This is a genomic window from Tepidamorphus gemmatus (assembly GCF_004346195.1).
Lineage (GTDB): Bacteria > Pseudomonadota > Alphaproteobacteria > Rhizobiales > Tepidamorphaceae > Tepidamorphus > Tepidamorphus gemmatus.
Genome location: NZ_SMAK01000003.1, coordinates 75993 through 102235 on the forward strand (window position 1 = coordinate 75993; position 26243 = coordinate 102235).

Below are 26243 nucleotides of genomic sequence, written 5' to 3' on the forward strand. Positions count from 1 at the left end.
GTCGCTGCGGGCGTCAGCCGGCTGCGGCCTCCCCGGCGGAGCGGGCCTCTTCCTCGGCCATGCGCTTGGCCTCGATACGTTCCTGCGCCTTCTTGCCCGGAAGACCCTTGATCGGGTTGTTGCGGGCCGGCCGCTTGGCAATGCCGGCCGCATCCAGGAAGCGCAGCACCCGATCGGTCGGCTGGGCGCCCTTGGCAAGCCATTCCTTGGCCTTCTCGACGTCGAGCACCACACGCTCGGCATGGTCGCGCGCGAGCAGCGGATTGAAGGTGCCGATCTTCTCGATGAAACGACCGTCGCGCGGAGCCCGGGCGTCCGCCACGACGATGCGGTAGAAGGGCCGCTTCTTGGCGCCGCCGCGAGCCAGTCTGATCTTCAGTGCCATATGGTCCGTTCCTCTTCTCGTCCAGTTCCAGTTGCGCTTGTGTCCGGCATCGGCCGGCAGATCATGGCGATCGTCACAGATCCCTGGCCGTGCGTTCCGTTTCCCTTCCCGGCCATACCGGCCGGGCGAGCCGGGCGCGCAGGAGCCGTAGTCGGGATGCCACTGCCCGGTCGGCTGTGCCCCTCCCATCCCGGATCGCCACTGACGCGATGTCCGCAATGGCCGGCAGAAACGACGATCCTCGCCATCACTTCTTTGCCGGTCCCTTGGGAAAGCCGGGCAGACCGGGCAACCCGCCGGGGCGCCCGAGGCCGGGGGGCAGGCCGCCGCCGAGGCCCGGCAGACCCTGCGGCAGCTTCGGCAGCGGCGGCAGCCCCTTCGGCAACTCGCCGCCCGGAGCCAGCGCCGCCAGCTCCTCGGGCGACGGCATCGAGCCGCCGCCGATCCCGAACAGCCTGCCGAGGCCGCCCTTGCCCTTGCCCATCGCCTTCATCACGTCGGCCATCTGGCGGTGCATCTTGAGCAGCCGGTTGACATCCTCGACACGGGTGCCGGAGCCCGCGGCGATGCGCTTCTTGCGGCTTGCCTTGATGATCTCCGGCCTGCGCCGCTCCTCGCGGGTCATGGAGGAGATGATCGCCGCCTGGCGCTTGAGAACACGGTCGTCGAGATTGGCGGCGTCGAGCTGCCGCTTCATCTTCCCGATGCCGGGGATCATGCCGAGCACGCCCTGCATGCCGCCGATCCGCTGCATCTGCCTGAGCTGCTCGGCCAGGTCGTCGAGATCGAAGGCGCCCTTGCGCATCCTCTCGGCGATCGCTCTGGCCTTCTCGGCGTCGATCGATTCCGCGGCCTTCTCGACCAGGCTGACGATATCGCCCATGCCGAGAATGCGACCGGCGATGCGGCCGGGATGGAACTCCTCGAGCTGGTCGAGCTTCTCGCCGGTGCCCACGAGCTTGATCGGCTTGCCGGTCACGGCGCGCATCGACAGCGCCGCGCCGCCGCGCCCGTCGCCGTCGAGACGGGTCAGCACGATGCCGGTCAGCGACAGCCGCTCGTCGAAGGCGCGCGCGAGGTTCACCGCATCCTGGCCGGTCAGCGCATCGGCGACCAGAAGCACCTCGTGCGGCCGGGCGGCGGCCTCGATCTCGGCCATCTCCGCCATCAGCGCCTCGTCGACGAACTGGCGGCCGGCGGTATCCAGCATCACCACGTCGTAGCCGCCGAGCCGGGCCGCCTGCATGGCGCGATGGGCGATCTGCACCGGCGTCTGGCCGGCCACGATCGGCAGCGTGTCGACCGAGATCTGCTCGCCGAGCACCCTGAGCTGCTCCTGCGCGGCCGGGCGGCGGGTATCGAGCGAGGCCATCAGCACCTTGCGCTTCGAGCGCTCGGCCAGTCGCTTGGCGATCTTGGCGGTCGTCGTCGTCTTGCCCGATCCCTGCAGGCCGACCATCATGATCGCAACCGGTGGCGGTGCATTGAGGTCGATGGCCTCGGCATCCGAGCCGAGCGTCTCGACCAGCACGTCGTGGACGATCTTGACGACCATCTGGCCGGGGGTGACCGATTTCACCACCTCGGCGCCGACCGCGCGCTCGCGCACCTTGTCGGTGAAGCCGCGCACCACCTCCAGCGCGACATCGGCCTCCAGCAGCGCACGGCGCACCTCGCGCAGGGCCGCCTGCACGTCGGCGTCCGACAGTGCGCCGCGCCGCGTCAGGGCGTCGAGAATGCCGGAGAGGCGCTCCTGCAGGCTCTCGAACATCGCGTGGTGTTCCTTCGCTGTATCCACCGGCACCCGGAGGCGGGCGCCGCTCGAATTCAAGACCTGCGCGAACCGACCGCCCGGGCGATCCGGCCGCGCATGTTCTCCCGACCGTCGGATCGAACCCGTCCGTGCAAACGACGACGACACCCGCGGGCGAAAACTCGCTGGCGGGTGTCGACCCCTCGCGCCCCGTGTGCGCAGCGGCCGTGCCGGACGTCTGTCTCAGTCAAGAGATGGCGCGGAGATACGCCGCGCGGGGATAAGAGTCAAGGAATGGGCCGTTCCCTGTCGACCCGAGGCTGTCACGGAAGTCGGCGGGTCGCAAGGTAAGTCATCTGCGCCGCCCCCGGATCCGGACCCGTTCCCTACGGCCCCAACAACCCATCCAGCGTCTCCACCGACTCCTCCACCAGCCCGAACAGGAACTCCGTCAGCGCTTCCCAGGCGCCGTGTTCCATCAGCGTGTCGTGAGTCGCCTCGGGGAAGACGTAGAGGCTGGCGAAGCCGGCATTGACGGTGGCGAGCTGTTCGGCAAAGCGAGCAGGCGTCACGGTGTCCTTCGCCCCGGCGAGCAGCAGGATCGGCGCATGGACATCGGCGAGCCGCGAGCCGGTGTCGAACTTCGTGCGCACCATCCACAGCGGCACCGGCGAGCGGGTCCGGTTGCGAACGACCGCGCCGAACGAGGTGAACGGCGCCTCGAGGACGAGCGCGCGCGGCTGGGTGCGCGCGGCGAGGTAGCTGGCAATACCGGTGCCCATCGAGTAGCCGTAGAGCACGATGCCGTCGGGGGCGAGGCCGTCGGCGCCGAGCCGCAGCAGCAGGTCGGTGGCGTCCTCGTAGAGCCGGCGCTCGCTCGGTCGGCCGGGATTGCCGCCATAGCCGCGGTAGCCTGCCAGAACGAGCCCGTACCCCTGTTCGGCAAGCTGGAACAGATGGGCGGGCTTGCGCACCAGGTCGCCCGCACGGCCGGGAAAGTAGACGATGACCGGCTTGCGCGGGGCCGGCGCGTGGTACCAGGAGCGCAGCACCAGCCCGTCGCGGGTTGTCACGTCGATCGGCTTCAGCGTGACCGCGGATTCGAGCTCCAGGATGTTGAGCACGACCCGTTCGCGGAACAGGATCAGCTCCGGAACGGTCTGGAAGGCGACGCCGAGGGCGGCGGCAACCGCCGCCAGGCCGCCGACCAGCCAGTTCAGCGCCCGCCTTGCGCGCCGACGCGCCCGTTGCGGCTGCGACATTCCGCGTCCGTCCCGTTGCCCTGCATGACTGCGCGATCCGTCCGGTCCCATCCGGTTGAAGGTAGACGGGACCGGCTTGACGGAAACTGTCGCACGGCGACCAGACCGCGGCCAGTGCTTCCTTCGCAGGGGGGCGGCGATCGTCGGGACTTCAGCGGCGGCGGAAATTGCCGGCGCCGGCGCGGCGCTGGCCCGGCGCCGGGGTCGGCCCGCCGGTGCGGTGACGGAAGTTGATGCGTCCGCGTTCCAGATCGTAGGGGCTCATCTCGACGGTAACCCGGTCGCCGGCGATGGTGCGGATGCGGTGCTTGCGCATCTTGCCTGCCGCGTAGGCGAGGATCTCGTGGTCGTTGTCGAGCTTCACCCGGAAATTGCCGTCTGGGAGCACCTCGGTGACGGTCCCCTCGAATTCCAGCATTTCTTCCTTGGCCATGCCTGTTGCCTTTCCGTCGTTTCGTCAGTCCGTGTCGCGATGGGCGGCCGCACTCCCGGAGTCGCGGCGGCGCCAGTTGAGGAACGGCAGACCGGCGATGTCCTGCCCGCTGCCGGTGTACGCTGCCGCCCGCTCGACGCCGGCGTGCTCGGCAGGGCGATCGGCGCGCTGCTGCGCACCACCTCCCCGGCCACTCGATGCGGCTTTGCCCGCGCCGCGTGCGCCATCGCGGTTGCGGGGCGGCGACGCTGCACCGGACGCCACCGGCCCGGCCGCAGGCGCAGCCGGCCGTCCAGCCACCGGGCTCGCGCCCTCGACGCGGATCTGCATGCGGATCAGCTTCTCGATGGCGCGAAGGTAGGGGCGTTCCTCGGCATCGCAGAACGAGATGGCGATGCCGTCCGCCCCGGCGCGGGCGGTCCGCCCGATCCGGTGGACGTAGGATTCGGGCACGTTGGGCAGGTCGTAGTTGATGACATGGCTGACGCCGGGAATGTCGAGACCGCGCGCGGCGATGTCGGTGGCGATCAGCGCGCGCACCTTGCCGGCACGGAACGCGGCGAGCGCCCGCTCGCGCTGCCCCTGCGACTTGTTGCCGTGGATCGCCTCGGCGGCGATGCCGGATTTGGCGAGCCCCTTCACCAGCTTGTCGGCACCGTGCTTGGTGCGGGCGAATACCAGCACCCGGTCGATCGCCGGATCGCCGAGCATCTTCGCCAGCATTGCGGGTTTGGCCTGTTTCTCGATGTGGACCACCGACTGCTCGACGCGGTCGGCGGTCCTGGCGACCGGGGTCACCGAGACCTCGACGGGATCGCGCAGGAAGTCGCGCGACAGGGCGGCGATCGCGTCGGGCATGGTGGCGGAGAACAGAAGCGTCTGGCGCCGCATCGGCAGCCGCGCAACGAGCGCCCGGATGTCGTGGATGAAGCCCATGTCGAGCATCTGGTCGGCCTCGTCGAGGACGAGCATCTCGACGCCGTCGAGACGGACCGCCTTCTGGGCGACCAGGTCGAGAAGGCGGCCGGGGGTGGCGACGAGGACATCGACGCCGGCCGTCAGGGCCCTTATCTGCCTGGTCATCGACACGCCGCCGATCACCAGTTCGACCCTCAGGCCGAGATGCCGGCCGTAGGTGCGGAACGACTGGACGATCTGACCGGACAGTTCGCGTGTCGGAGACAGGACGAGGATGCGGCAGCCGCGCCTTGGCGCCTCGCCGCCGGCGCGCGCCAGGCGATCGATCAGCGGCAGCGCGAAGGCGGCCGTCTTGCCCGTGCCGGTCTGGGCGATGCCGATCAGGTCGCGGCCGGTGATGACATGCGGGATCGCCTGGGCCTGGATCGGCGTCGGCATGACGTGGCCCGCTTCGTCGAGGGCCTTGAGGATCGAGGGATTGAGTCCGAAACTTTCGAAATTCGTCAAGGAATGAGCTTTCTCTGCCGCGCTGGCGGCGTGGCCCCTGCAACATCGAGGGACCCGCGCCTGCGCGGCGCTTGGGTGAAGACACCCCGCGCGGCCTGGGTTGTCGTTGGATCAGAAGGTCGTTCGCGGCGGACCGAAAGCCCGTAAACGGGCGATCGTGCTACGCGGTCCGCATGACTCGCTGTGACACGAGATGGCAGACCTATACACCATTTTCAAGAAGGAGCACTGTCTTTTTGCAGTTGCGAAGATCCGCTGGGCTTCATCACCGCGCCAGCCCGGCCTATCCGCCGGGTCGCTCTCGCTTCGCCAACCGGGAATTCTTCATCGTCACCGATCTGACGCTCGGCCTCGGCGAGGTGGCGCACGACGACCTGGCGTGACATCGGCGAGCGAGCTGCATGGCCGTATCGCGCCACCCGAATCCGCTGTTCGCGGCTCAGAACGTGACGTCATCCCGCCAACGGCATCGCCGTCCTCCCGGATCGGGAGGTCATGGCCTCGGGCTTCGGCGCGTCCCGATCCCGGCTCAGCGCTGCGCTCTGGCCGGGAGGACGGGGTTCGGCGCCGCACGTCCCGCGGTTCGCCCCCCAATCGATCATCGCCAGCCCGGCGCGCACTGGCATCGGGGGGCCGTCTCGCCATATAACGGCGGGGCGGAACCGGCCGCAGCCGGTGCCGCATGGATGGCTTGCCGCGTGGCTGCACCCGGATGACAGGATCGACGATACGCTACGCGAAGATGAACGGGCTCGGTAACGAGATCCTGGTCGTCGACGCGCGTGCCGACGTCGTCGTTGCGGCGGCGCTGACGCCGGACGCGGTCCGCGCGATCGCTGCCAGTCCGCGCACCGCATTCGACCAGCTGATGCTGATGCTGCCGCCGCGCACGCCGGGCACCGACGCCTTTGTCCGCATCTTCAATGCCGACGGGTCGATGTCGGGGGCCTGCGGCAACGGTACGCGCTGCATCGCAGCCCTGGTGATGGCCGAGACCGGCACCGGCCATGCCACCTTCGAGACCGCTGGCGGTCTGCTGCCGGCCTGGGACGCCGGCGGCGGCCTGATCGGCGTGGACATGGGCGCTCCGCGGCTCGCCTGGAACGAGATCCCGCTCGCCGAGCCGTTTCACGACACCAGCGCCATCGAATTGCAGGTCGGTCCGATCGACGCGCCGATCCTGCATTCGCCAGCCGTCGTCAACATGGGCAATCCGCACGCGGTGTTCTTCGTCGATGACGCCGAGGCCATCGACCTCGCCCGCATCGGACCGATGCTCGAGAACCATCCGATCTTTCCCGAGCGCGCCAACATCTCGCTCGCACAGGTGACAGCCCCGGATGCCATCACGCTCAGGGTCTGGGAGCGCGGCGCCGGGCTCACCCGGGCCTGCGGGTCGGCGGCCTGCGCCACGGTGGTGGCGGCCGTCCGCCGCCGGCTGACCGGCCGCAGCGTCACCGTGACGCTGCCGGGCGGGCCGCTCCTGATCGAGTGGCGCGAGCGCGACGGCCATGTGCTGATGACCGGCAGCTTCGAACACGAGCATGACGGCGAGATCGCGCTGGATGCGACCCTGACCGCCGCGCAGCCGGCCGCCTGAGGACACCCGGCGATGTCGCGTCCCGAAATCGTCACCTTCGGCTGCCGCCTCAACACCGTGGAATCCGAATCGATGCGCCGCCTGGCCGAGGAGGCGGGCGTCACCGATGCGGTGATCATCAACACCTGCGCGGTCACCGCCGAGGCGGTCCGCCAGGCGCGCCAGGCGATCCGCCGCGCCCGTCGTGACAATCCGTCGGCACGCATCATCGTCACCGGCTGCGCCGCCCAGACGGAGCCGGGCACCTTCGCGGCCATGCCCGAGGTCGATCTGGTGATCGGCAACGGCGAGAAGCTGAGGCGCGAGACCTATGCCGGGCTCGGCCTTGAGACGCAGGAGAAGGTCCGCGTCAACGACATCATGGAGCTGTCCGAGACCGGGGCGCATCTCATCGAGGGCTTCGAGGGTCGGGCGCGCGCCTTCGTGCAGGTCCAGAACGGCTGCGACCACCGCTGCACCTTCTGCATCATCCCCTTCGGTCGCGGCCCGTCGCGCTCGGTGCCGATGGGCGCCGTTGTCGACCAGGTGCGCCGGCTGGTTGCGAATGGTTACCGGGAGGTGGTGCTGACCGGGGTGGACCTCACCTCATACGGTTCCGATCTGCCCGGTGCGCCGCGTCTGGGCACATTGGTGCGGGCGATCCTGCGCCATGTTCCGGAACTCGGACGCCTGAGGCTCTCCTCGATCGATTCGATCGAGGCGGACGACGATCTGATGCGTGCGCTTGCCGAGGAGGAGCGGCTGATGCCGCATCTGCACCTGTCGCTGCAGGCCGGCGACGACATGATCCTGAAGCGGATGAAGCGCCGGCACAGTCGCGCCCAGTCGGTGGCGTTCTGCGAGACCGTGCGCCGGCTGAGGCCCGACACCGTGTTCGGCGCCGACCTGATTGCCGGATTTCCGACCGAGACGGATGCGATGTTCGAGAACACCCGGGCGATCATCACCGATTGCGGGCTCACCCACCTGCATGTCTTCCCGTTCTCGCCACGCGCCGGCACGCCCGCCGCGCGGATGCCTCAGCTCGACCGGGCCCTGGTCAGGGAGCGGGCGGCGCGACTGCGCGCCGAGGGCGAGGCGGCGCTCATCCGCCATCTCGACGGCGAAGTCGGGTGCGAGCGCCATGTGCTGGTGGAAACCGGTGAGACCGGCCGCACCGAACACTTCACGCCGGTCCGGTTCGATGGCCCGGCCGAGCCGGGCGCCATCGTCCGGGCCCGGGTCACCGGCCACGACGGCCGCCGGTTGACGGCGGTGGCAGCATGAGTGGCGAGACGCCCCGGCCGGGGCTGATGGGCCGGCTGTTCGGACGCGGGGAGACTGCCGCGTCGCGCCAATCATCCGGCGAACAGGCCGCGGACACCCCGAAGTCCTGGTTCCAGCGCCTCAGGGCCGGGCTCGCCCGCTCCTCCTCGGCGCTCGGCCAGAGTCTCACCGGCCTGCTGCGCAAGCGCAGGCTCGACGAGGAGACGCTTGAGGAGCTCGAGGAGCTCCTGATCCAGGCCGATCTCGGCGTCGAGACCGCGACCCGGATCACCGGGCGGCTGGCACGGGAGCGCTACGACAAGGAGATCTCGGCCGAGGAGGTGCGCGCCGTGCTGGCCGCGGAGGTTGCCGCAGTGCTCGGCCCGGTGGCGCGACCGCTGGTGATCGACCCGGCGCATCGTCCGCACGTCATCCTTGTGGTCGGGGTCAACGGTTCCGGCAAGACCACCACGATCGGCAAGCTCGCGGCCCGCTTCCGCCGTGAAGGCCGGCGCGTCGTGCTGGGGGCGGGGGACACCTTTCGTGCCGCCGCGATCGAACAGCTGAAGATCTGGGGCGAGCGGACCGGGGCGAGCGTCATCGCGCGCGCGCAGGGCTCGGACGCCGCCGGGCTTGCCTTCGACGCGATGAAGGCCGCGCGCGAGGAGAGCGCCGACGTGCTTCTGCTCGATACCGCCGGCCGGCTGCACAACAAGGCCGACCTGATGGCGGAGCTCGAGAAGATCGTGCGCGTCATCCGCAAGCAGGACGAGACCGCACCCCACGACGTGGTGCTGGTGCTCGACGCGACCACCGGCCAGAACGCGCTGAACCAGGTGGAGATCTTCCGGAAGGTCTGCGGCGTAACAGGACTTGTGATGACCAAGCTCGACGGCACCGCGCGCGGCGGCATCCTGGTGGCGATCGCTGCCCGGCACGGCCTGCCGGTGCACGCGATCGGCGTCGGCGAGGGCATCGACGACCTGCAGTCCTTCGACGCCGGCGAGTTCGCACGCGCGATCGCCGGAGACACCGAGGCAGCCTGACATGACCAGACCGGACCTTGTCGAACGGCATCCGGGACCGCCCGACTGGGTGCGCCCGGCACTCGAACTCGGACCGCTTGCGGTATTCTTCCTCGGCAACTGGAAGGCCGGCATCTTTTGGGCGACCGGCCTGTTCGTGGCCGCCACCCTGATCTCGCTGGCGATCTCGTGGGCGCTGCTGCGCAAGGTGCCGGTGATGCCGCTGTTCACCGCCGTGTTCGTCACCGTGTTCGGCGGGCTCACGCTGTGGCTGCAGGACGAGACCTTCATCAAGATGAAGCCGACGATCACCAACATCGCCTTCGCGGCGATGCTGCTGATCGCCCTCTATTTCCGCAAGGCGCTGCTCAAATACGCGTTCGGGACCGTGTTCCGGATGACCGACGAGGGCTGGCGCATCTGCACGCTGCGCTGGGCCGGCTTCTTCGTGTTCCTCGCCGCGCTCAACGAAGTCGTCTGGCGCAACTTCTCGACCGACTTCTGGGTCAGCTTCAAGGTCTTCGGTATCTTCCCGCTGACGCTGGCCTTCGCGACCTTCCAGCTCACGCTCGTGAAGCGTTACGGTCTCGACGCGGAGAACGAGGCGGGCGCGGGCGCCGGCAAGGCCTGACCGTTCAGCCGGGCGCCTCGAGTCCGTGCTGCCGGCGGGTGGCCTCGAGCGTGTTGCGCAGCAGGCAGGCGATCGTCATCGGACCGACACCGCCGGGGACGGGCGTGATCGCGCCGGCGACCTGGCGCGCCTCGTCGAACGCAACGTCGCCGACCAGCCGCGCCGTGCCGTCGCCCGCCGCGACCCGGTTGATGCCGACGTCGATGACGGTCGCGCCGGGCTTCACCCAGCCGCCACGGATCATCTCGGGCCGCCCCACCGCGGCGACGAGCAGGTCGGCGCGCCGGCAGACATCCGCGACGGCGCGGGTGCGCGAATGCGCGATCGTCACCGTGCAGTTCTCGGCAAGCAGCAGCTGCGCCACCGGCTTGCCGACGATGTTCGAGCGGCCCACCACCACCGCCTCGAGGCCTGTCAGGTCGGGATGGACCTGCTTCGCCAGGATCACGCAGCCGACGGGCGTGCACGGCACAAGCGCAGGCAGACCCGTCGCCAGACGACCGGCGTTGACGACATGGAAGCCATCGACGTCCTTGGCTGGATCGATGGTGTCGATCACCGCCGCCGGGTCGATATGCCCGGGCAGGGGAAGCTGGACGAGGATGCCGTTCACCGCCGGGTCATCATTGAGCCTGCGTACCAGATCAAGCAGCGCCGCCTGGCTGGTTGACGCATCGAGCCGGTGCTCGAACGAGGCCATGCCGGCCTCGACGGTCTGCCGACCCTTGTTGCGGACATAGACGGCGCTGGCCGGATCCTCGCCGACCAGCACGACGGCGAGCCCGGGCGTGATGCCGTGGCTCTCCTTCAGCCGGGCGACGCCGGCGGCGACCTCCGCCCTGAGACCGGCCGCGATCGCCTTGCCGTCGATGATCCGCGCGCTCATCTGCCGTTCTCCCGCCCGCTGTTTCCGCCGATCCGCGCTGCCCGCTCGGCGAGCAGCGCCGGATCGCCCGCAACATGCACCCTCTTGAGCCGCGCCTTGTGGCCGCAAGCGACGGCCACGGTCGCCCGCGCGACACCGAGCGCCCGCGCCAGCAGGACCTCGAGCGCCGCGTTGGCCTGCCCGCCTTCTGGAACGGCGCGCACCCGCGCGGCCAGCACCCAGCTCCCGTCCGAGACCGGCCGTGGTCCTTCGATCGCGTCGCGACCACCTTTCGGCGTCAGCCGCACGCGGATGTCGAGACCGCACGCGCTCGCGCGAAACCAACCCGTCTGTCGATCAGAAGACACTCGGATAGATGTAGAGGATGATGATGCGCTGGATCAGGAAGATCAGCAGCAGCAGGATGATCGGCGAGATGTCGAGGCCGCCGAGATTGGGCACGAAGCGGCGGATCGGCCGAAGCGCCGGCTCGGTCAGCCGCCACAGCGCCTCGCCGATCATGCCGACGAACTGGTTGCGGGTGTTGACCACGTTGAACGCCACCAGCCAGCTGAATATCGCCGAGGCGATGACGATCCAGACATAGAGCTGCAGGACGAGGAGTATGACGTCGAGGATGGCGCGCATGATTCCCGGGCTCGCGAGGACGTGGCGTCGTATCGATCTACCGATACGTCCGCCGCGCCGCAACCCTCGGCCGGGAGCGAACCGGCGTTTCGCTTGACAGGTGGCATCCCGCGCCCCTAAATCCGCGCACCCGATGGGTCCGGGGCCGTAGCTCAGCTGGGAGAGCGCCGCGTTCGCAATGCGGAGGTCAGGGGTTCGATCCCCCTCGGCTCCACCAAGACCCGGCTCCACCAAGACCGGGGAGTCGTCAGTCCGCCTCGCAACCTGTCCAGCCCGTCCCGTCGAGACGGTCGGCTGCGGTTCCGGGCGGCCCTGCGACCGTGCCCGACCGCGGCGCGGGTAATCGAGACAGATCACCGATCAGATGACGACAGCGCCACGCTCCGGCTCGGAGCGCTGCGCGATATCCCGCGCGAGCCGAGGGAACGAGCCCCGACCGGCACCTGCACAACCCCGGCACGATGAAGGACGCTCGACCGTGCTGTACCGCAGGGAAATGGTGCCGGTGGACGGACTCGAACCGCCGACCCACGCATTACGAATGCGTTGCTCTACCAGCTGAGCTACACCGGCCGCGCTGCTTGCTTAGTCCCGGCGCCGGGGATTTTCAAGCACGATGCGATCCGAACAGGCCGAAGCGGCGCTTCGGTGCCGGCTCGGGCGCGCCGTCCTCCACGTCCGCGAGCGGCCCGGGATCGTCGGGCAGACGGGCCGGAAAGCCGCCTGCGTCGAGGACGCCGCCCGGCGCGGGCGTGTCCGGATCGGCGACGGCCTCCGCGGCCGGCGGCGCCGGGGGCTGTACGGGCAAGACGGCAGCGGGCGCTGCGGCCGCAGCGACGGTCGTGGCCGACGGCCGGTCCGGCGCGGCGGCCACCTGCGGGTTGGCGGCGATGTCCGTCGCAGTCACGTGCGAAGCAGCCGCGGCGGCCGCAACCGGCGGCGTCTCGTTCACGCCGGTCGCGTCCACCGGCTCGGCAGGCACCGGTCCGGCGCCGGTCTCGGCCGGGCCGCGGCGCGGTGAGTCCGGCACAACGTCGGCAGCCGACGCGGCGGACGCGACGGGCGACCTGTCGGCCGGTTCGACCGCCTCCGCGCCTTCGGAGACGATCTCGCCGGCTGCCGTGGCCGATGCCGGCGCGATCGTGGTGTCCACAGCGGCCGCCGCGCCCGGCTCGACGTCATCCGGCGTTGCGGTCCTTGCCGCGAGCAGCGGACCGGCCACGCCGGCGGGCAATTGCCGCGAGTCGGCGTCGCGGTCTCCGTCGCGGTCGGCGTCGACGCCGAGCACCTCCATCGGCACCTTCCATTCGAAGGCATCGAGCCGCCCGGTCACCGGCGAGACCGGCGCCCAGCGCTCGGAGACATAGCCGTCGGCCACCCAGGCGGGGTCGCGCGGTGCCCTGACCGCGCGCGCCAGCCATTCGCGCACGAGCCCTGCGTCGCCGGTCTCGCCCTCGGCGATCTCGGCCATCAGCAGACAGACGCGCTGGCTCGGGCGCGACCGCGCGATCGGTTCCAGGGCCTCGCGCGCCTGCGACCAGTCGCGCGCCTCGATCGCCGCCACCGCGACACCGATCCGCCCCTCGACGTTGTTCGGCATCTTCGACAACAGCGTCTTCGCGCGCTTCAGCCGGTCGCGAGCGGAATCTCCGGCGCGGGCATGCGCATAGACCTCGGCGAGATCGGGGTGCGGCGACAGCCGCCAGGTCTTCTCGATGATCTTGGTTGCCTGCCTGGGATTGCCCATGGCCGCCGACTGCCGCGCCGCGACCACCGCCGCCGGCACCAGCTCCGGCGCGAGCTTGTGCGCCTCGAGCGCCAGCGTCAGCGCGGTCTCCGGCGCGTCGCGCGCCTCGTGTTCGAGCGCCTGCGCGGTCAGCAGCACCGCACGTGCCCGTTTCGCCTGCTTCTTGTCGATCAGACCATGGCCGACGTTGCGCTCCAGTGTCGCCAGCGCGCCGGCCCAGTCGCCGTCGCGGGTCTGCATGTCGAACAGCGCCGACGCCGCCCAGGCGATGCCCGGACCGCGCTCCGCCGCACGCACGACGCACAGCCGCGCCGTCTCGAGATCGCCGTCCCGCTGCGCCTCGATGTAGAGTCCCCGCAGGCCGAGCATTTCCGTCTCCGGCCGCCCGATCATCGTCTCGAAGACCCTGCGCGCGGCGGCGCGGTCGCCGTTGAGCTGGGCTGCCTGTGCCTCGAGCAGGAGTGCCAGCGGTTCGTTGCGCATCAGCCTGCGCGATTCGTTGGCGTAATGGCGCGCGAGGCGCGCGTCGCCGGCGCCGACCGCGATCATGCCCTTCGAGATGGCCTGGTAGCCTCTCGTCCTGCGTCGCGACCGGAAGTAGCCGGAGACCGCACCCGGCCCGCCGATGATCAGCCGCACCAGCCACCACAAGAGCATCAGCGCGACGACGAGGACGATCAGCGCGATCAGCGCGACCATCACCGTCGTCTCGACCTGCCAGCCCTGCCAGGTGAGCACGACCTCGCCGGGGCGGTCGGCGAGCCAGGCTGTGCCAGCGGCAATGGCGCCGACGACGAGGATGTAGAGCGCGACCCGGATCATGCGTGCTGGTGTCCCGATAACCCGTTCAGTTGCCTGCGACGGCAGCTCCGAGCCGCGCCGACAGGTGCTCCAGTTCCTGCTCCGCCCCGACCCGGGCGACCAGATCCGCCGCCCAGGCAGCGGATGCCGACTTGGCGGCTTCGTCGAGCATGTTCCACTGCCGCTCCGCCTCCGCCAGATCGTCGTCCGCGAGCGCCATCTCGATGCGTGCGAGGATCGCCCCGCGGCTGTCGCCCTCGGCCCTGCCGGTCGGCCGGATGCGGACCAGGGACTGTGCGCCCGACAGCAGCCGGCTAACCAGCCGGCCATCGTCGGCGCCGGAGCCTGCCTGCAGAATATTCCCGGCGAGCGTTGAGAAAGCGTTCCGCAGCGCGGCGGGAGTCGGCACGCCAGTCGCCGCCCGCGCCTCCAGCACCGGAATGTCGATGTCCTTGGGGGCGACGCGCCTGAGCACCTGAAGCTCGTCCTGGTAGGCCCTGCCGCTGTCGACGGCCCGCTGCAACGCGGCGAGCGCGAGCGCCGCGGCAGCGGCCCGCGATTCGGCTGCCGTGCGCTGGTCGATCGTTCGCTCGACGGCGGCGATCTTCGTCTCGATCTGGCGGTCGGCCGATGCCAGCGCGCCGCGCAGGGTCTCGACGTCGCCCTTCAGTGCGGTGATCTCGGACTCGAGCTCCGCCACCCGCGCGGCGGCGGTCTCACCTGCCTCGGAACGCACCGTGTCGAGCGCTCCGGCCACTTCCGCCAGACGTTGCTCGAGGGCGGCCATGCGCGCGGCGAGCCTGTCGACCACATCGGCATGGACGTTCGCTGCCGCAGGCGTCGGGTCGGCGGTGGCGGCAGGCGTCTCGGCGGCAGACGTCTCGGCGCTGTCCATGTCCGGGTTGGTACGATCGACCGCCGACGTCACGGCCGCGCTGCCCGGCGCACCGCTCGCCTGAAGGGCAGCCACCCGTTGCTCGACAGCGGCGAGCCGCTCGGCCAGCGCATTCGGCCCCGGCGAGGTCTCCTGCGGGTGCTCGGTGTCGAGCAGCGCGACCCAGTCCTCGACCGTCTGCAGGCGCGTGCCGACATCGGCCGGTACGGCCTCCACCTTCGCCGCCAGGGCCGCCAGCGACTCCTCGAGCGTCCGTACGCGCCGCACCAGCGTGTTCCTGGGATCGGCGCCCATCTCCTTGAACGCGGTCTCGAGCGCCTGCAGCTGCGTTGCGAGTTCGCGCGTCACGTCGCGGCGCGGTGTCCGGGCCGCGGCGGCCTCCAGCGAGGCGACCCGACGGTCGAGATCGTGAGTCCGCACGGCCAGCCCGTCGATCGCCGTCGACAGGTCGCGCGGCAGGATACCGCCGTAATAGAGTCCCAGATAGATCGCCAGCGATACCAGCGCGCCGATCAGACCCGCGGCGATCACGCTCGCCCGTCGGGCGGTCGGCAAGGGCGCCGGCAGACGGTCGCCGCCGCCGGACCCGCCGCCAGATCCATCCGTCGGGGGTTCGCCCCCCGCCGGCAGACCATCGCCCGGCGGACCATCGCCCGGCGGACCATCCCCCGGCGGACCATCCCCCAACGGACCATCCCCGGGGCGATCGTCGGGCTGATCCTGCCGCACCGGTCCGCTGTCGGGGCCCGCCGCGATCGCTTGCTCAGGCGCTTCGTCGGCAGGTCGCTGCGCGGCCGGATCGCGATCGGGATCGGGAGTCGAAGTCGCTTCCGCCAATGCCGGCTGCGAATCCGCAGCCGGACTCGCCTCGTCGGCGGCTGCGGTCTCGGCCGCTGCCGGGGGTTGCGGCGCGGCAGCGATCTCGCGCGCCTCGAGATCGAGCACCGGGGGTTTCGTCACGCCGCGGCGCCGTCCGCGGGTAGTGGTCGGGACGGATGTGGATCTGGGCTTGGCATCGTCACCGGTCGACATGTGCTCGGGTTCCGCTCTTCCTGTCGCTGTGCTTGTCCGGATCCTGCCGGCTCGACCGCCTCGGCTCCTTATACACCCTTTCCTTTCGCTGTCGCGATACGGCGGCAGCGACCGTTCAGCGGCCGGCGAGACAGGCCTCCAGCGCTGCGATGAGAGCATCCTCGTCGGGCGAGTCTGCGGCGCGGACATGGCCGAAACCCGCCGCCTTCGCCATGTCCGCGACGCCCGGCGACAGGCAGACGCCCGGGACATGGGCGAGCCGGTCGCGCAGGCCGGCGCGCGCGGCCAGCTCGCCGAACAGCCTCGCGGCGCGGGCCGAATAGAGCAGCACGGCGGTGACGCGGCCGCTGCCGACGGCCTCGACCGCTGCTGCCGGAAGGGCGTCCGCCGCGGCGGCCTCGTAGACCACCACCCTGCGCACGTCGAAGCCGGCACGGCGCAGCCTGCCCTCGAGATCGCCGGCCGTGTCGCGGCCGCTCGCATAAAGGATCGTCCCGTCGGACGGGCGTTGCCGGGCGAGGATCATTGCGGCGAGATCGCCGACCCCGCCGCCGGCGGAGACGGCGCCGGCGAACCCGGCCGCGCGCGCGGCAGCGGCGGTGCGGTCGCCGACGGCATAGAGCGGCAGGGTCCTGAGGCGTGGCTCAGCCGCGATCGCCGGAACCGCATTGGCGCTGGTGATCGCCGTCGCGGCACAGCTTTCCGGCACGGTGGCGGCCACCGGCACGATGCGGCTCGCCGGCGCGGCGATCGCCGTGATGCCGCGCGCCGCCAGCCGCGCGATCGTGCGGTCCGCATCCGCCTGCGGCCGCACCACCAGCACCGTCACGTCGCAGCCCTCAGCGCCTCGAGAAACTCCTCCCCGGCCCGACCGATGATGTCCTCCCCCGCCCGGCGGCCGATCGCCTCGGCCTCCGACGGGGCACCGCACGCCTCGGCCTCGAACGCGGTCTGCCCGTCGGGACTGAGGACCAATCCGCGGAATGCCAGGACTCCATCGCGGATGCGGGCGTGACCGGCGATCGGCGTACGGCAGGAGCCGTCCAGGACCGCGAGGAAGGCCCGCTCGCAGGCGAGCGCGGCCGCCGTCGGCGGGTGGTCGATGGCGGCGACGAGACGATTGGTTGCCGCGTCGTCGGCGCGGGTCTCGATCGCGATCGCGCCCTGGCCGAGTGCGGGCGGGAACGCTTCGGGGTCGAACAGCGCCGTGGCCGCGTGGGCCGCGCCAAGCCGCTTCAGGCCGGCAAGCGCGAGCAGCGTCGCCTGGACCTCACCCGCCTCGAGCTTGCTGAGCCGGGTCTGCACATTGCCGCGCAGGCTCACTACCTTCAGATCCGGGCGCAGCCGCCTGACCAGCGCCTGCCGGCGCAGCGAGGCCGTACCGACCATCGCTCCTGCCGGAAGCTCCTCGAGGCAGCCGGCGATGCGGCTGACAAAGGCGTCGCGTACGTCCTCGCGCTCCAGAACCGCCGACAGCACAAGGCCGTCCGGCAGCCAGGTCGGCACGTCCTTGGCCGAGTGGACGGCGATGTCGGCGCGTCCGTCGATCAGCGCCTCCTCGATCTCCTTGGTGAAGAGGCCCTTGCCGCCGGCCTCCGACAGCGGTCGGTCGAGGATGCGGTCGCCGGTCGTCTTCAGCACGAGGATCTCGCTCGCGCCGTCGCGAGGACCATGCGCGGCGGCGAGCCGGGCAGCGACCTCGCGGGCTTGGGCGAGGGCGAGAGGGCTGCCTCGGGTGGCTATACGGAGGGTCACGTCGATGCTCGTCGGGATGGCGGTCCGGTTCTGGGGCGACTATACGGTCGGGCGCGGCGGATGGGAAACGCAGGGTGGAGTACGGCACGGAATGCGGGTGCTCGGCATCGAGACGAGTTGCGACGAGACGGCCGCCGCCGTCGTGGAGCGGCAGCCGGACGGAAGCGGTCGCATTCTCGCCAATGTGGTGCTCAGTCAGCTCGAGGAGCATGCCGCCTTCGGCGGCGTGGTGCCGGAGATCGCCGCGCGTGCCCATGTCGAGGCGCTCGACCGCCTGATCGCGCAGGCGATGGCCGAGGCCGGCTGCGGCTTCGCCGGTCTCGACGGCATCGCGGCCACGGCCGGACCCGGCCTGATCGGCGGGCTGCTGGTCGGCCTGATGACCGGCAAGGCCATTGCGGCTGCCGCCGGAAAGCCGCTCGTCGCCGTCAATCACCTCGAGGCGCATGCGCTGACCGCACGGCTCACCGACGCCGTCGCCTTCCCTTATCTCGTGCTGCTGGTCACCGGGGGGCACACCCAGATCGTCGCCGTGGAGGCGCTCGGCCGCTACCGGTGCTGGGGCACGACCATCGACGACGCGGTCGGCGAGGCCTTCGACAAGGTCGCCAAGATGCTCGGTCTCGGCTGGCCGGGCGGGCCGGCGGTCGAGCGCCAGGCGGCCGAGGGCGACCCCGACCGGTTCGCCTTCCCCCGCCCGTTGGCCGGACGCCCGGGGTGCGACTTCTCCTTCTCCGGGCTCAAGACCGCGGTCCGGATCGAGGCGCAACGGCTGCAGCCGCTCGACGACCGTGACGTTGCCGACATCTGCGCGGGCTTCCAGGCAGCCGTGGTCGAAACGCTCGCCGACCGGACCGCTGCCGCGCTCCACCGCTTCCGGGCCGGGTACGGGCCGCACCCGACGCTGGTGGTCGCCGGCGGCGTCGCCGCCAACCAGGCGGTGCGCGCGCGGCTGGTCGAACTTGCCGGCCGTCACGACGCCCGTCTCTTCGCGCCGCCGCTCGCACTGTGCGGCGACAATGCCGCCATGGTCGCTTGGGCCGGCGCCGAACGGCTTGCCGCCGGTCTTGCCGACGGGATGGATACGCCGGCACGCGCCCGTTGGCCGCTCGAGGAGATCGGCTCGCCATGATCGCGATCGGGACTGTCGGCATCATCGGTGCCGGAGCCTGGGGCACGGCGCTGGCCCAGACGGCGGCGCTTGCCGGGCGCAGCGTGGTGCTGTGGGCACGTGATGAGCGCACCGCCTGGGCGATCAACGCCCGCCATGAGAACCCGCGCCGGCTGCCCGGCGTCGTGCTGCAGCCGGGGATTCGGGCAACCGCCGACATCGCCGAGGCCTGCCACGCCGATGCCCTCGTGCTGGCGGTGCCCGCGCAGGCGCTGCGCAATGTCGCGGCCGGATTGACCGCACATCTTGGTGCGGCCATGCCGGTGGTAATCGCCGCCAAGGGGATCGAGCGGACGAGCGGCGCCTTCCTAGTCGATGTGCTGGCCGAGGTTCTGCCGGCAGCGGTTCCGGCGGTGCTTTCCGGGCCGAGCTTCGCGGCCGACGTGGCGCGCGGCCTGCCGACCGCCGTCACGCTCGCCGCGGCCGACGCGGGGCTTGCGGCGGCTCTCGTCAGCGCGCTCGGTCATGCCGCCTTCCGGCCCTATTCCTCCACCGATCTCACCGGCGTGCAGATCGGCGGAGCGGTCAAGAACGTGCTGGCGATCGCGTGCGGCATCGTGGTCGGGCGGGCGCTGGGGGCGAGCGCCCAGGCGGCGCTGATCGCGCGCGGTTTCGCCGAGATGAGCCGCTTCGGCCATGCCCTCGGCGCCCGCCCCGAGACGCTGGCCGGCCTCTCCGGACTCGGCGATCTGGTGCTGACGGCGACGAATGCCCAGTCGCGCAACTTCTCCTTCGGCCTCGCGCTCGGGCGCGGCGACGATACCGAGGCCCTGCTGACCGACGGCGCGGCGGTGACCGAGGGGGTCTGGACCGCGCCGGCCGTGGTGGCCCGCGCTGCCGGCCTTGGCGTCGAGATGCCGATCTGTGCGGCGGTGGCTGCCGTCGTCACCGGACGGATCGGCCTCGATGATGCGATCGAGGGACTGATGTCCCGCCCGTTGCGCCCGGAGGGCTGATGGATGCGCATGCCGCCGCCATCCCGGCCGAAGCGCCGGGATCGGGACGCCTCGCCGGCAGCGTCAGGCCCGTCCGATCCCGGACCGGCCGCGGGACCGTCCGGGATGCGAGGCTCCCGGAAGCCGACTCGGGCGGGCCCGACAGGTCGACAGGCGCGACGGGGCGCGGAAGAATCCTGGTCTGCGACCGCACAGCGAGGGGAGACAGCACAACATGGCCTACTGGCTGTTCAAGTCGGAGCCCGGCACCTGGTCCTGGGACGATCAAGTCAGGGCCGGAGCGAAGGGCACGCCCTGGGACGGGGTGCGCAACTATCAGGCGCGCAACAACATGCGGGCGATGGCGGTCGGTGATCTCGGCTTCTTCTACCACTCGGTGGACGAGAAGAGGATCGTCGGGATCGTCAAGGTGATCGCGCCGATCCATCCCGACCCCACCGACACCACCGGCACGTGGGAGTGCGTCGACATCGCCGCCGTCGAGCCGCTGCCGCGGCCAGTCTCTCTCGACGACATCAAGGCGGCGCCGGATCTGGCCGGGATGGTGCTCGTGAAGAACTCGCGGCTGTCGGTCCAGCCGGTCAGCGCGGCGGAATGGACGGCGATCTGCCGGATGGGCGGGCTGGCATGACAGCCCGGCCGGTTGCGCCGGATGGCATGGCGCGGCGCAGCTTCGTCCTCGACAATACCGCGTTGCTGCCGGTGCCGCTCTGTCCCGAGATCCTGCTTCATGTCGCCGACGAGGCGCTGGCGCTTTGGCAAAGGACGGAACAGGAGCTCGACGAGATCGGGCTTCCGGCGCCGTTCTGGGCATTCGCCTGGGCCGGCGGACAGGCACTCGCCCGGCATGTCCTGGATCATCGCGACACGGTCGCCGGCCGACATGTGCTCGATCTCGGCGCGGGATCCGGGCTGGTCGGGATCGCGGCAATGCGGGCCGGTGCCGCCAGCGTCACCGCGATCGATCCGGATCCCTGGGCGATTGCCGCCATCGGCCTCAACGCGGCGGCCAACGGCGTGAACGTGACGGCCGTCGAGGGTGACGGCCTTGACGGCGAAGCGTCCGGATTCGATGTCGTGCTGATCGGCGACCTGTTCTACGAGCAGCCGCTGGCGGAACGTCTGCTGGCCTTCGTCGAGCGCGCGCATCGCGGTGGCGCGGCGATCCTGATCGGCGATCCGGGCCGCAGCTATCTGCCCCGGCATCGTCTCGTCCGCCTCGCCGAGTACTCGGTGCCGACGACGCGGGCGCTCGAGGATTCCGAGATCAAGCGAACGGCGGTCTGGTCGCCGGGCTGGCCTGCTCGGTAACAACCCTGACTACGCGCCGCCCGGCGATTGCGGTACATCTGTGCGCAACGATCGGGTGGGAGGGACAGCATGACGTTCACCGGGATCAACTATCTCGCCGTCGTGGTGGCTGCCGCGGTCGGCTTCGGTGCCGGCGCGGTGTGGTATCGGGTGTTCGGCACGGCGTGGCTGGCGGCGCTCGGACGGAACGCTCAGGACGTCAGGCCGAAGCCTGGTCCGTTCGTGATCGCCGGCATCGCCCAGCTGCTGATGGCCTACATGCTGGCCGGCGTGCTGGGCCACATGGGCAGCGTCACGATGCAGAACGGCATCGTCGGTGCGGCCTTCATCTGGCTGGGCTTCGTCGCGACCACCATCGTCGTCAGCGATTCCTTCCAGGGCGCCAAACCGACGTTGAGCGTCATCGATGCCGGGCACTGGCTCGTCGTGCTGGTGCTGATGGGCGCCGTGATCGGCCTGTTCGGGGTATGATCCGTCGACCAAAGTTCGATATCGCGGACGTTGCCGGGGCATGACCGCACCCGCATAATGCACCGCAGCGAGAGCCTGCCGGAGGGGCTCCGGCAACAAGAACACGCCGAGGGAGGTTGCTCATGTCCGACGTGATCCCGGTTCCCGACGCCTGGGCCAGGCGCGCCTATGTGGACGAGGCTGGCTATCGGGAAATGTACCGGCGGTCGGTGGAGGATCCGAACGCCTTCTGGGCCGAACACGGCAAGCGCATCGACTGGATCAAGCCGTTCAGCAAGGTCAAGAACACCTCCTACGACCCGCACAACGTCTCGATCAGATGGTTCGAGGACGGCACGCTCAACGTTGCCGCCAACTGCATCGACCGGCATCTGGCAACGCGTGGCGACCAGGTGGCGATCATCTGGGAGGGCGACGATCCGAAGGACGACGCCAAGATCACCTACCGGGAGCTGCATGGGCATGTCTGCCGCTTCGCCAACGTGCTGAAGAAGCTCGGGGCGAAGAAGGGCGACCGGATCACCGTCTACCTGCCGATGATCCCGGAAGCGGCCTACGCGATGCTCGCCTGCGCGCGGATCGGTGCGATCCACTCGGTGGTGTTCGGCGGCTTCTCGCCGGATTCGCTCGCCGGGCGCATCAATGACTGCCAGTCCAGCATCGTCATCACCGCCGACGAGGGCCTGCGCGGCGGCCGCAAGGTGCCGCTCAAGGCCAACACCGACGAGGCGCTCAAGAAGTGCCCGTCGGTCGAGAAGGTGGTCGTGGTGCGCCGGACCGGCGGCGCGATCGGCTGGACCGCGGGCCGCGACGTCTGGCTGCACGAGGAAGCCGGGACGGTTTCCGCCGACTGCCCGCCCGAGGAAATGAACGCCGAAGACCCGCTGTTCATCCTCTACACGTCCGGGTCGACCGGCAAGCCGAAGGGCGTTCTGCATACCTCCGGCGGCTATCTCGTCTACGCCTCGATGACGCATCAGTACGTCTTCGACTACCACGACGGCGACATCTACTGGTGCACCGCGGATGTCGGCTGGGTGACCGGCCACAGCTACATCGTCTACGGGCCGCTCGCCAACGGCGCCACGACGCTGATGTTCGAGGGTGTCCCCAACCATCCGACCGCGTCGCGGTTCTGGGAGGTGTGCGACAAGCACAAGGTCAACATCTTCTACACCGCTCCGACCGCGATCCGCGCGCTGATGGGTGCCGGCGAGGCGTGGGTCAGGAAGACCGACCGCTCCTCGCTGCGGCTGCTCGGTTCGGTGGGCGAGCCGATCAACCCCGAGGCGTGGCTGTGGTACTACAACGTGGTCGGCGACGGGCGCTGCCCGATCGTCGACACCTGGTGGCAGACCGAGACCGGCGGCATCATGATCACGCCGCTGCCCGGCGCCACGCCGCTCAAGCCCGGCTCGGCAACGCGGCCGTTCTTCGGCGTGCAGCCGGCGATCGTCGATGCGGAGGGTCGGGAACTGTCCGGCCCCGCCGAGGGCAATCTGGTGATCCTCGATTCCTGGCCCGGCCAGATGCGCACCGTCTATGGCGATCACGATCGCTTCGTGCAGACCTACTTCTCCACGTACAAGGGCATGTACTTCACCGGAGACGGTTGCCGGCGCGATGCCGACGGCTACTACTGGATCACCGGCCGGGTCGACGACGTGATCAACGTCTCGGGGCACCGCATGGGAACCGCCGAGGTCGAATCCGCCCTCGTCGCGCATCCCAAGGTCTCGGAGGCTGCCGTGGTCGGCTACCCGCACGACATCAAGGGCCAGGGCATCTACGCCTACGTCACCCTGATGGCCGGCGAGGAACCGACCGAGGAGTTGCGCCAGGAACTCGTCGCCTGGGTGCGCAAGGAGATCGGCCCGATCGCCTCGCCGGACCTGATCCAGTGGGCGCCCGGCCTGCCGAAGACCCGCTCCGGCAAGATCATGCGCCGCATCCTCCGCAAGATCGCCGAGGACGACTTCGCCAATCTCGGCGATACCTCGACACTGGCCGATCCGGCCGTTGTCGACGATCTGATCCGCAACCGCCAGAACCGGAGGTCCGGTACCTGATCGCCATCGCGGTCGATCTCGCCAGGGGAACCCGCAGCTCCCGGCACACGTTCTAGGGTCGAACGATCGCTCGAACGTGGAGATCAATCATGCGCGGCCTCCTGCTTTGGCTGATCGGTGTTCCGATCCCGGTCATCCTGCTGATCTATCTGCTGTTCTAGACCCCAGACCGAGACCGTCGCAGGTCTGGGACCATTGCTGCGACAGCGGGCCCGGGCGAGCGCCCGGGCCTCGCCGTGTCTTGACGGGCGCGCCGTCGCGCGTCGGGCACCGGTGCCGCGGCAGGGCCGATCGGCGCTGCGTCGTCGATGAAGGCAGGTCGATGAACGCACGCTGAAGCGCCGGTTCAGCCACGGCTCAGGCCCGGATGGGCATCGTGCCGTCCGTCTCCCGCAGAGGCCGGGAGACGGAGGCAACAGACATGACACCGATCATCCGAATCCTGATGTCGTTCCTCGCCGGCGCGCTGATGCTCGTCACGCTTGCCGACCCGGGCGCTTCCAGCCGCCGGATCGAGATACGGGCCGAGATCGCCGCGGCATCCGATCGCGCGGCCGACATGCGGCGCCCGGCAAGTGCCTGAAGAAGCGCGTCGGAGACGGACCCCCGGCATCGAGCAATGCGGTCGGTCAGCCCGGCGCGCACCATGAGGTCCGCACGCCGCCGTGATAGGGCCGAACCGCGCGCATGGCGAGCAGCAGCGAGGCCAGATCGCCGCCGTCGCCCAGCCTGACATCCGCGATCACCCGCCCGCCATACTTGTCGGGCTCGACCCGCAGCAGCGTGACGCCGCCATCGGCCAACGCCGTGGCCATCGCGGCCGCGGCACGCGCGGCGAGCCCACGCTCCCCCTCGCAGCGCCCGCGCCGCTCCGGCGCGTCGATGCCCCTGACCCGCACCAGCACACGCACCTCCTGCCCCGGCCAGATCCGCGCCCTGACTGCGATCGTGTCGCCGTCGACGATGCGGTCGACGACGGCCGGGACAGGGCCTGGAAGCGGTTCGGCCAATGCTGCCGGACAGGGTTGCAACAGGACGGCGGCGAAGAGGAACAGGAGTCTATCCATGCGTCGAGAATAGGAATAAAAGCGGAACACCGCAAGCTTTCATTCCTAGCTTCTGCTCTCTTCGCGCGTCTAAAACATTATACTATCGTTAGGATTGTGTCCGCCCTGACTGATAGACTGCCATCCCGATGCGGCGTCGAGGCATGTCCACATGGCAGGTTCAGACAAGGAGGGGTTCAATCATGTCGAAAATGCAGGAGGAAGCGCGGGAAGGACACATGGCATTGGTGCACCAACTGCTCCAATTGGCCTGCCTCCGGCTAAGATGAGCGCGACGGAAAACCCGCCTCTGGTGAGCTATGCAACGAATGCAAGTCCAAGGACAACAGCGGCAACTGCAACAGGAAGACCTAGGTCCCGACCTTGCATCAGGGATTTCTGACGAAATCTCTCAGAAATCGCTCGCGATGCCCTTCCTCTCCCAGTCGCCGTAGCGGGTCGGTTCGGGGCCGGCCGGCCCGTTGACCTCGGGGGGGCGCGTGGCGGCGTCGGCGGCCGCAGCGGCCCGGCGCGCCTCCGCCTCGGCGAGCGCGCGGGCGGCCGCGGCCTTGCGGCGGGCCTCCGGCGTGTCGGATGGCGTGTCGTCTGATGTCATCGTCCGGCCTGTACGATGCGGCGGTTCGTCCGGCCGGCGCATCGATGGCAGTGCGCGAACGCTTGCCGTTGCGCCGGTCAGCGACAACATATAGGCCTGCCTGGCGCCCTGTCAGGCGCGTTTCGGCCGATGGAGGACTTCGCGAGATGGCGGGTTACACCAGGACAGCCATCCTGCTTGCCGGGATGACCGCCCTGTTCATGGGAGTCGGCTATCTGATCGGTGGCGGCGGCGGCATGATGATCGCCCTGCTCGTCGCTCTCGCCATGAACGCATTCAGCTACTGGAACTCCGACAAGCTGGTGCTGCACATGTACGGCGCCCGCGAGGTCGACGCGCGCTCGGCGCCGGAGCTGTACGGCCTGGTGCGGGAACTGGCCGAGAATGCCGGCCTGCCGATGCCGAAGGTCTACATAATCGACAATCCGCAGCCCAACGCCTTCGCCACCGGCCGCAATCCGCAGCACGCCGCGGTTGCCGCCACCACCGGCATCCTCAGGACGCTGAGCCGCGAGGAACTGGCCGGCGTGATGGCGCACGAACTCGCCCACATCAAGCATCATGACACGCTGATCATGACGGTGACCGCGACGATCGCGGGCGCGATCTCGATGCTGGCCAATTTCGCGCTGTTCTTCGGCGGCGGCAACAACCGCAACAACCCGCTCGGCCTGATCGGCATGATCCTGCTCATGTTCCTGGCCCCTCTGGCGGCGATGATCGTGCAGATGGCGATCTCGCGGTCGCGCGAATACGAGGCCGACCGGGTGGGTGCCGAGATCTGCGGCCAGCCGATGTGGCTCGCCTCCGCGCTTGCCAAGATCGCCGGTGCGGTGCAGCGGATCCCCAACGAGCAGGCCGAGCACAATCCCGCCACCGCCCACATGTTCATCGTGAACCCGCTGCACGGCGAGCGGATGGACAATCTGTTCTCGACCCATCCGGCCACCGAGAACCGCATCGCCAGGCTGCGCGCAATGGCCGCGGGCGGCATGGGCGGCGGACCGGTGCGGGAGGGACCGCGTACGGCAAGGGTCGCGCCGGGCCGCGGTGGATCGGTGCCGCCGATCGGGCCGCGCGGCCCCTGGAGCTGACCGATCC

26 protein-coding genes, 2 tRNA genes and 1 pseudogene are annotated in these 26243 nt (G+C 70.1%); 14 read left to right on the forward strand and 15 right to left on the reverse strand.

Features of this window, described 5'->3' with window-relative positions; all coding sequences use genetic code 11:
- Nucleotides 1–13 precede the first annotated feature (13 nt).
- The 5 genes from rpsP to EDC22_RS05745 all read right to left on the reverse strand — a co-directional run bounded on the left by rpsP (nucleotide 14) and on the right by EDC22_RS05745 (nucleotide 5258).
- Nucleotides 14–385, reverse strand: a complete 372-nt coding sequence (rpsP, locus tag EDC22_RS05725; protein ID WP_132805678.1) for a 30S ribosomal protein S16 — start codon at nucleotides 383–385, stop codon at nucleotides 14–16.
- A 247-nt stretch (nucleotides 386–632) separates the two neighbouring features.
- A complete protein-coding gene (gene ffh, locus EDC22_RS05730) occupies nucleotides 633–2156 on the reverse strand; it encodes a signal recognition particle protein (RefSeq protein ID WP_132805679.1) in 1524 nt (507 codons plus the stop codon).
- Between the two features lie 368 nt (nucleotides 2157–2524).
- Complete coding sequence (locus EDC22_RS05735; protein WP_132805680.1) at nucleotides 2525–3400, reverse strand: alpha/beta hydrolase; 876 nt, start codon at nucleotides 3398–3400, stop codon at nucleotides 2525–2527.
- A gap of 151 nt (nucleotides 3401–3551) precedes the next feature.
- Nucleotides 3552–3833 (reverse strand): translation initiation factor IF-1, encoded by a 282-nt coding sequence (infA, locus tag EDC22_RS05740; protein WP_132805681.1) that lies wholly within the window; start codon nucleotides 3831–3833, stop codon nucleotides 3552–3554.
- Between the two features lie 24 nt (nucleotides 3834–3857).
- Entirely contained in the window at nucleotides 3858–5258 is a 1401-nt protein-coding gene (locus tag EDC22_RS05745; protein WP_132805682.1) for a DEAD/DEAH box helicase, read from the reverse strand.
- A gap of 236 nt (nucleotides 5259–5494) precedes the next feature.
- Between EDC22_RS05745 and EDC22_RS17905 the strand changes: the two genes are divergently transcribed.
- From EDC22_RS17905 to EDC22_RS05765, 5 genes and pseudogenes are all read left to right on the forward strand, one after another.
- Nucleotides 5495–5641: a hypothetical protein gene (locus EDC22_RS17905; RefSeq protein WP_165926809.1), complete on the forward strand. Its 147-nt coding sequence runs from the start codon at nucleotides 5495–5497 to the stop codon at nucleotides 5639–5641.
- A gap of 329 nt (nucleotides 5642–5970) precedes the next feature.
- On the forward strand, nucleotides 5971–6858 hold the full coding sequence (dapF, locus tag EDC22_RS05750) for a diaminopimelate epimerase (protein ID WP_132805683.1): 888 nt from the start codon (nucleotides 5971–5973) through the stop codon (nucleotides 6856–6858).
- Nucleotides 6859–6870: 12 nt separating this feature from the next.
- Nucleotides 6871–8124 (forward strand): tRNA (N(6)-L-threonylcarbamoyladenosine(37)-C(2))-methylthiotransferase MtaB, encoded by a 1254-nt coding sequence (gene mtaB, locus EDC22_RS05755; RefSeq protein WP_132805684.1) that lies wholly within the window; start codon nucleotides 6871–6873, stop codon nucleotides 8122–8124.
- Nucleotides 8125–8225: 101 nt separating this feature from the next.
- Nucleotides 8226–9149 (forward strand): annotated as a pseudogene (ftsY, locus tag EDC22_RS05760) (signal recognition particle-docking protein FtsY); the annotation flags it as partial.
- A gap of 1 nt (nucleotide 9150) precedes the next feature.
- Nucleotides 9151–9759, forward strand: coding sequence for a septation protein A (locus EDC22_RS05765; RefSeq protein WP_132805686.1), 609 nt, complete (start codon nucleotides 9151–9153; stop codon nucleotides 9757–9759).
- Between the two features lie 4 nt (nucleotides 9760–9763).
- On the opposite strand, the gene folD is transcribed toward EDC22_RS05765, so the two are convergent.
- From folD to EDC22_RS05780, 3 genes are read right to left on the reverse strand one after another with little or no spacing between them, the layout of a single operon-like run.
- Nucleotides 9764–10645, reverse strand: a complete 882-nt coding sequence (folD, locus tag EDC22_RS05770) for a bifunctional methylenetetrahydrofolate dehydrogenase/methenyltetrahydrofolate cyclohydrolase FolD (protein ID WP_132805687.1) — start codon at nucleotides 10643–10645, stop codon at nucleotides 9764–9766.
- Nucleotides 10642–10932 (reverse strand): DUF167 family protein, encoded by a 291-nt coding sequence (locus EDC22_RS05775; RefSeq protein WP_245499652.1) that lies wholly within the window; start codon nucleotides 10930–10932, stop codon nucleotides 10642–10644. Before EDC22_RS05775 ends, folD begins: the two co-directional genes overlap by 4 nt.
- Nucleotides 10933–10981: 49 nt before the next feature.
- Nucleotides 10982–11272: a YggT family protein gene (locus EDC22_RS05780; protein ID WP_132805689.1), complete on the reverse strand. Its 291-nt coding sequence runs from the start codon at nucleotides 11270–11272 to the stop codon at nucleotides 10982–10984.
- A gap of 141 nt (nucleotides 11273–11413) precedes the next feature.
- On the opposite strand from EDC22_RS05780, the gene EDC22_RS05785 reads away from it, so the two are divergent.
- A tRNA-Ala gene (locus EDC22_RS05785) sits at nucleotides 11414–11489 on the forward strand.
- Nucleotides 11490–11769: 280 nt separating this feature from the next.
- Here EDC22_RS05785 and EDC22_RS05790 read toward each other — a convergent pair.
- The 5 genes from EDC22_RS05790 to hemC all read right to left on the reverse strand — a co-directional run bounded on the left by EDC22_RS05790 (nucleotide 11770) and on the right by hemC (nucleotide 17508).
- Nucleotides 11770–11845, reverse strand: a tRNA-Thr gene (locus EDC22_RS05790).
- A gap of 34 nt (nucleotides 11846–11879) precedes the next feature.
- Complete coding sequence (locus EDC22_RS05795) at nucleotides 11880–13841, reverse strand: heme biosynthesis protein HemY (protein WP_132805690.1); 1962 nt, start codon at nucleotides 13839–13841, stop codon at nucleotides 11880–11882.
- A 25-nt stretch (nucleotides 13842–13866) separates the two neighbouring features.
- Complete coding sequence (locus tag EDC22_RS05800) at nucleotides 13867–15246, reverse strand: COG4223 family protein (RefSeq protein ID WP_132805691.1); 1380 nt, start codon at nucleotides 15244–15246, stop codon at nucleotides 13867–13869.
- Nucleotides 15247–15862: 616 nt separating this feature from the next.
- Nucleotides 15863–16576 (reverse strand): uroporphyrinogen-III synthase, encoded by a 714-nt coding sequence (locus tag EDC22_RS05805; protein ID WP_165926810.1) that lies wholly within the window; start codon nucleotides 16574–16576, stop codon nucleotides 15863–15865.
- Complete coding sequence (hemC, locus tag EDC22_RS05810) at nucleotides 16573–17508, reverse strand: hydroxymethylbilane synthase (RefSeq protein ID WP_132805693.1); 936 nt, start codon at nucleotides 17506–17508, stop codon at nucleotides 16573–16575. Before hemC ends, EDC22_RS05805 begins: the two co-directional genes overlap by 4 nt.
- A gap of 85 nt (nucleotides 17509–17593) precedes the next feature.
- Here hemC and tsaD point away from each other — a divergent pair, with 85 nt between their 5' ends.
- The 7 genes from tsaD to EDC22_RS17910 all read left to right on the forward strand — a co-directional run bounded on the left by tsaD (nucleotide 17594) and on the right by EDC22_RS17910 (nucleotide 24063).
- Nucleotides 17594–18634 (forward strand): tRNA (adenosine(37)-N6)-threonylcarbamoyltransferase complex transferase subunit TsaD, encoded by a 1041-nt coding sequence (gene tsaD / locus EDC22_RS05815; RefSeq protein WP_132805984.1) that lies wholly within the window; start codon nucleotides 17594–17596, stop codon nucleotides 18632–18634.
- Entirely contained in the window at nucleotides 18631–19629 is a 999-nt protein-coding gene (locus EDC22_RS05820; protein ID WP_132805694.1) for an NAD(P)H-dependent glycerol-3-phosphate dehydrogenase, read from the forward strand. The genes tsaD and EDC22_RS05820 overlap by 4 nt, the downstream gene beginning before the upstream one ends.
- Nucleotides 19630–19843: 214 nt before the next feature.
- Nucleotides 19844–20260, forward strand: coding sequence for an EVE domain-containing protein (locus EDC22_RS05825; protein ID WP_132805695.1), 417 nt, complete (start codon nucleotides 19844–19846; stop codon nucleotides 20258–20260).
- Complete coding sequence (locus EDC22_RS05830; protein ID WP_132805696.1) at nucleotides 20224–20940, forward strand: class I SAM-dependent methyltransferase; 717 nt, start codon at nucleotides 20224–20226, stop codon at nucleotides 20938–20940. The genes EDC22_RS05825 and EDC22_RS05830 overlap by 37 nt, the downstream gene beginning before the upstream one ends.
- A 69-nt stretch (nucleotides 20941–21009) precedes the next feature.
- On the forward strand, nucleotides 21010–21411 hold the full coding sequence (locus tag EDC22_RS05835; protein WP_132805697.1) for a DUF1761 domain-containing protein: 402 nt from the start codon (nucleotides 21010–21012) through the stop codon (nucleotides 21409–21411).
- Between the two features lie 122 nt (nucleotides 21412–21533).
- Nucleotides 21534–23480 (forward strand): acetate--CoA ligase, encoded by a 1947-nt coding sequence (gene acs, locus EDC22_RS05840; RefSeq protein ID WP_132805698.1) that lies wholly within the window; start codon nucleotides 21534–21536, stop codon nucleotides 23478–23480.
- A gap of 421 nt (nucleotides 23481–23901) precedes the next feature.
- Entirely contained in the window at nucleotides 23902–24063 is a 162-nt protein-coding gene (locus EDC22_RS17910) for a hypothetical protein (protein ID WP_165926811.1), read from the forward strand.
- Between the two features lie 46 nt (nucleotides 24064–24109).
- On the opposite strand, the gene EDC22_RS05845 is transcribed toward EDC22_RS17910, so the two are convergent.
- Both EDC22_RS05845 and EDC22_RS05850 read right to left on the reverse strand, forming a co-directional pair.
- Complete coding sequence (locus tag EDC22_RS05845) at nucleotides 24110–24547, reverse strand: thermonuclease family protein (RefSeq protein ID WP_132805699.1); 438 nt, start codon at nucleotides 24545–24547, stop codon at nucleotides 24110–24112.
- Between the two features lie 391 nt (nucleotides 24548–24938).
- Nucleotides 24939–25142, reverse strand: a complete 204-nt coding sequence (locus EDC22_RS05850) for a DUF1674 domain-containing protein (protein ID WP_132805700.1) — start codon at nucleotides 25140–25142, stop codon at nucleotides 24939–24941.
- Nucleotides 25143–25288: 146 nt separating this feature from the next.
- On the opposite strand from EDC22_RS05850, the gene htpX reads away from it, so the two are divergent.
- Nucleotides 25289–26236 (forward strand): zinc metalloprotease HtpX, encoded by a 948-nt coding sequence (gene htpX / locus EDC22_RS05855; RefSeq protein ID WP_132805701.1) that lies wholly within the window; start codon nucleotides 25289–25291, stop codon nucleotides 26234–26236.
- Nucleotides 26237–26243: the final 7 nt, after the last annotated feature.

Coding starts and splice junctions, on each gene's coding strand:
- rpsP (WP_132805678.1), bottom strand. CDS start 385: ATGGCACTGAAGATCAGACTGGCTCGCGGCGGCGCCAAGAAGCGGCCC.
- ffh (WP_132805679.1), bottom strand. CDS start 2,156: ATGTTCGAGAGCCTGCAGGAGCGCCTCTCCGGCATTCTCGACGCCCTG.
- EDC22_RS05735 (WP_132805680.1), bottom strand. CDS start 3,400: ATGTCGCAGCCGCAACGGGCGCGTCGGCGCGCAAGGCGGGCGCTGAAC.
- infA (WP_132805681.1), bottom strand. CDS start 3,833: ATGGCCAAGGAAGAAATGCTGGAATTCGAGGGGACCGTCACCGAGGTG.
- dapF (WP_132805683.1), top strand. CDS start 5,971: ATGACAGGATCGACGATACGCTACGCGAAGATGAACGGGCTCGGTAAC.
- mtaB (WP_132805684.1), top strand. CDS start 6,871: ATGTCGCGTCCCGAAATCGTCACCTTCGGCTGCCGCCTCAACACCGTG.
- EDC22_RS05765 (WP_132805686.1), top strand. CDS start 9,151: ATGACCAGACCGGACCTTGTCGAACGGCATCCGGGACCGCCCGACTGG.
- folD (WP_132805687.1), bottom strand. CDS start 10,645: ATGAGCGCGCGGATCATCGACGGCAAGGCGATCGCGGCCGGTCTCAGG.
- EDC22_RS05780 (WP_132805689.1), bottom strand. CDS start 11,272: ATGCGCGCCATCCTCGACGTCATACTCCTCGTCCTGCAGCTCTATGTC.
- EDC22_RS05795 (WP_132805690.1), bottom strand. CDS start 13,841: ATGATCCGGGTCGCGCTCTACATCCTCGTCGTCGGCGCCATTGCCGCT.
- tsaD (WP_132805984.1), top strand. CDS start 17,594: ATGCGGGTGCTCGGCATCGAGACGAGTTGCGACGAGACGGCCGCCGCC.
- EDC22_RS05820 (WP_132805694.1), top strand. CDS start 18,631: ATGATCGCGATCGGGACTGTCGGCATCATCGGTGCCGGAGCCTGGGGC.
- EDC22_RS05825 (WP_132805695.1), top strand. CDS start 19,844: ATGGCCTACTGGCTGTTCAAGTCGGAGCCCGGCACCTGGTCCTGGGAC.
- EDC22_RS05830 (WP_132805696.1), top strand. CDS start 20,224: ATGGACGGCGATCTGCCGGATGGGCGGGCTGGCATGACAGCCCGGCCG.
- EDC22_RS05835 (WP_132805697.1), top strand. CDS start 21,010: ATGACGTTCACCGGGATCAACTATCTCGCCGTCGTGGTGGCTGCCGCG.
- acs (WP_132805698.1), top strand. CDS start 21,534: ATGTCCGACGTGATCCCGGTTCCCGACGCCTGGGCCAGGCGCGCCTAT.
- EDC22_RS17910 (WP_165926811.1), top strand. CDS start 23,902: ATGACACCGATCATCCGAATCCTGATGTCGTTCCTCGCCGGCGCGCTG.
- EDC22_RS05845 (WP_132805699.1), bottom strand. CDS start 24,547: ATGGATAGACTCCTGTTCCTCTTCGCCGCCGTCCTGTTGCAACCCTGT.
- EDC22_RS05850 (WP_132805700.1), bottom strand. CDS start 25,142: ATGACATCAGACGACACGCCATCCGACACGCCGGAGGCCCGCCGCAAG.
- htpX (WP_132805701.1), top strand. CDS start 25,289: ATGGCGGGTTACACCAGGACAGCCATCCTGCTTGCCGGGATGACCGCC.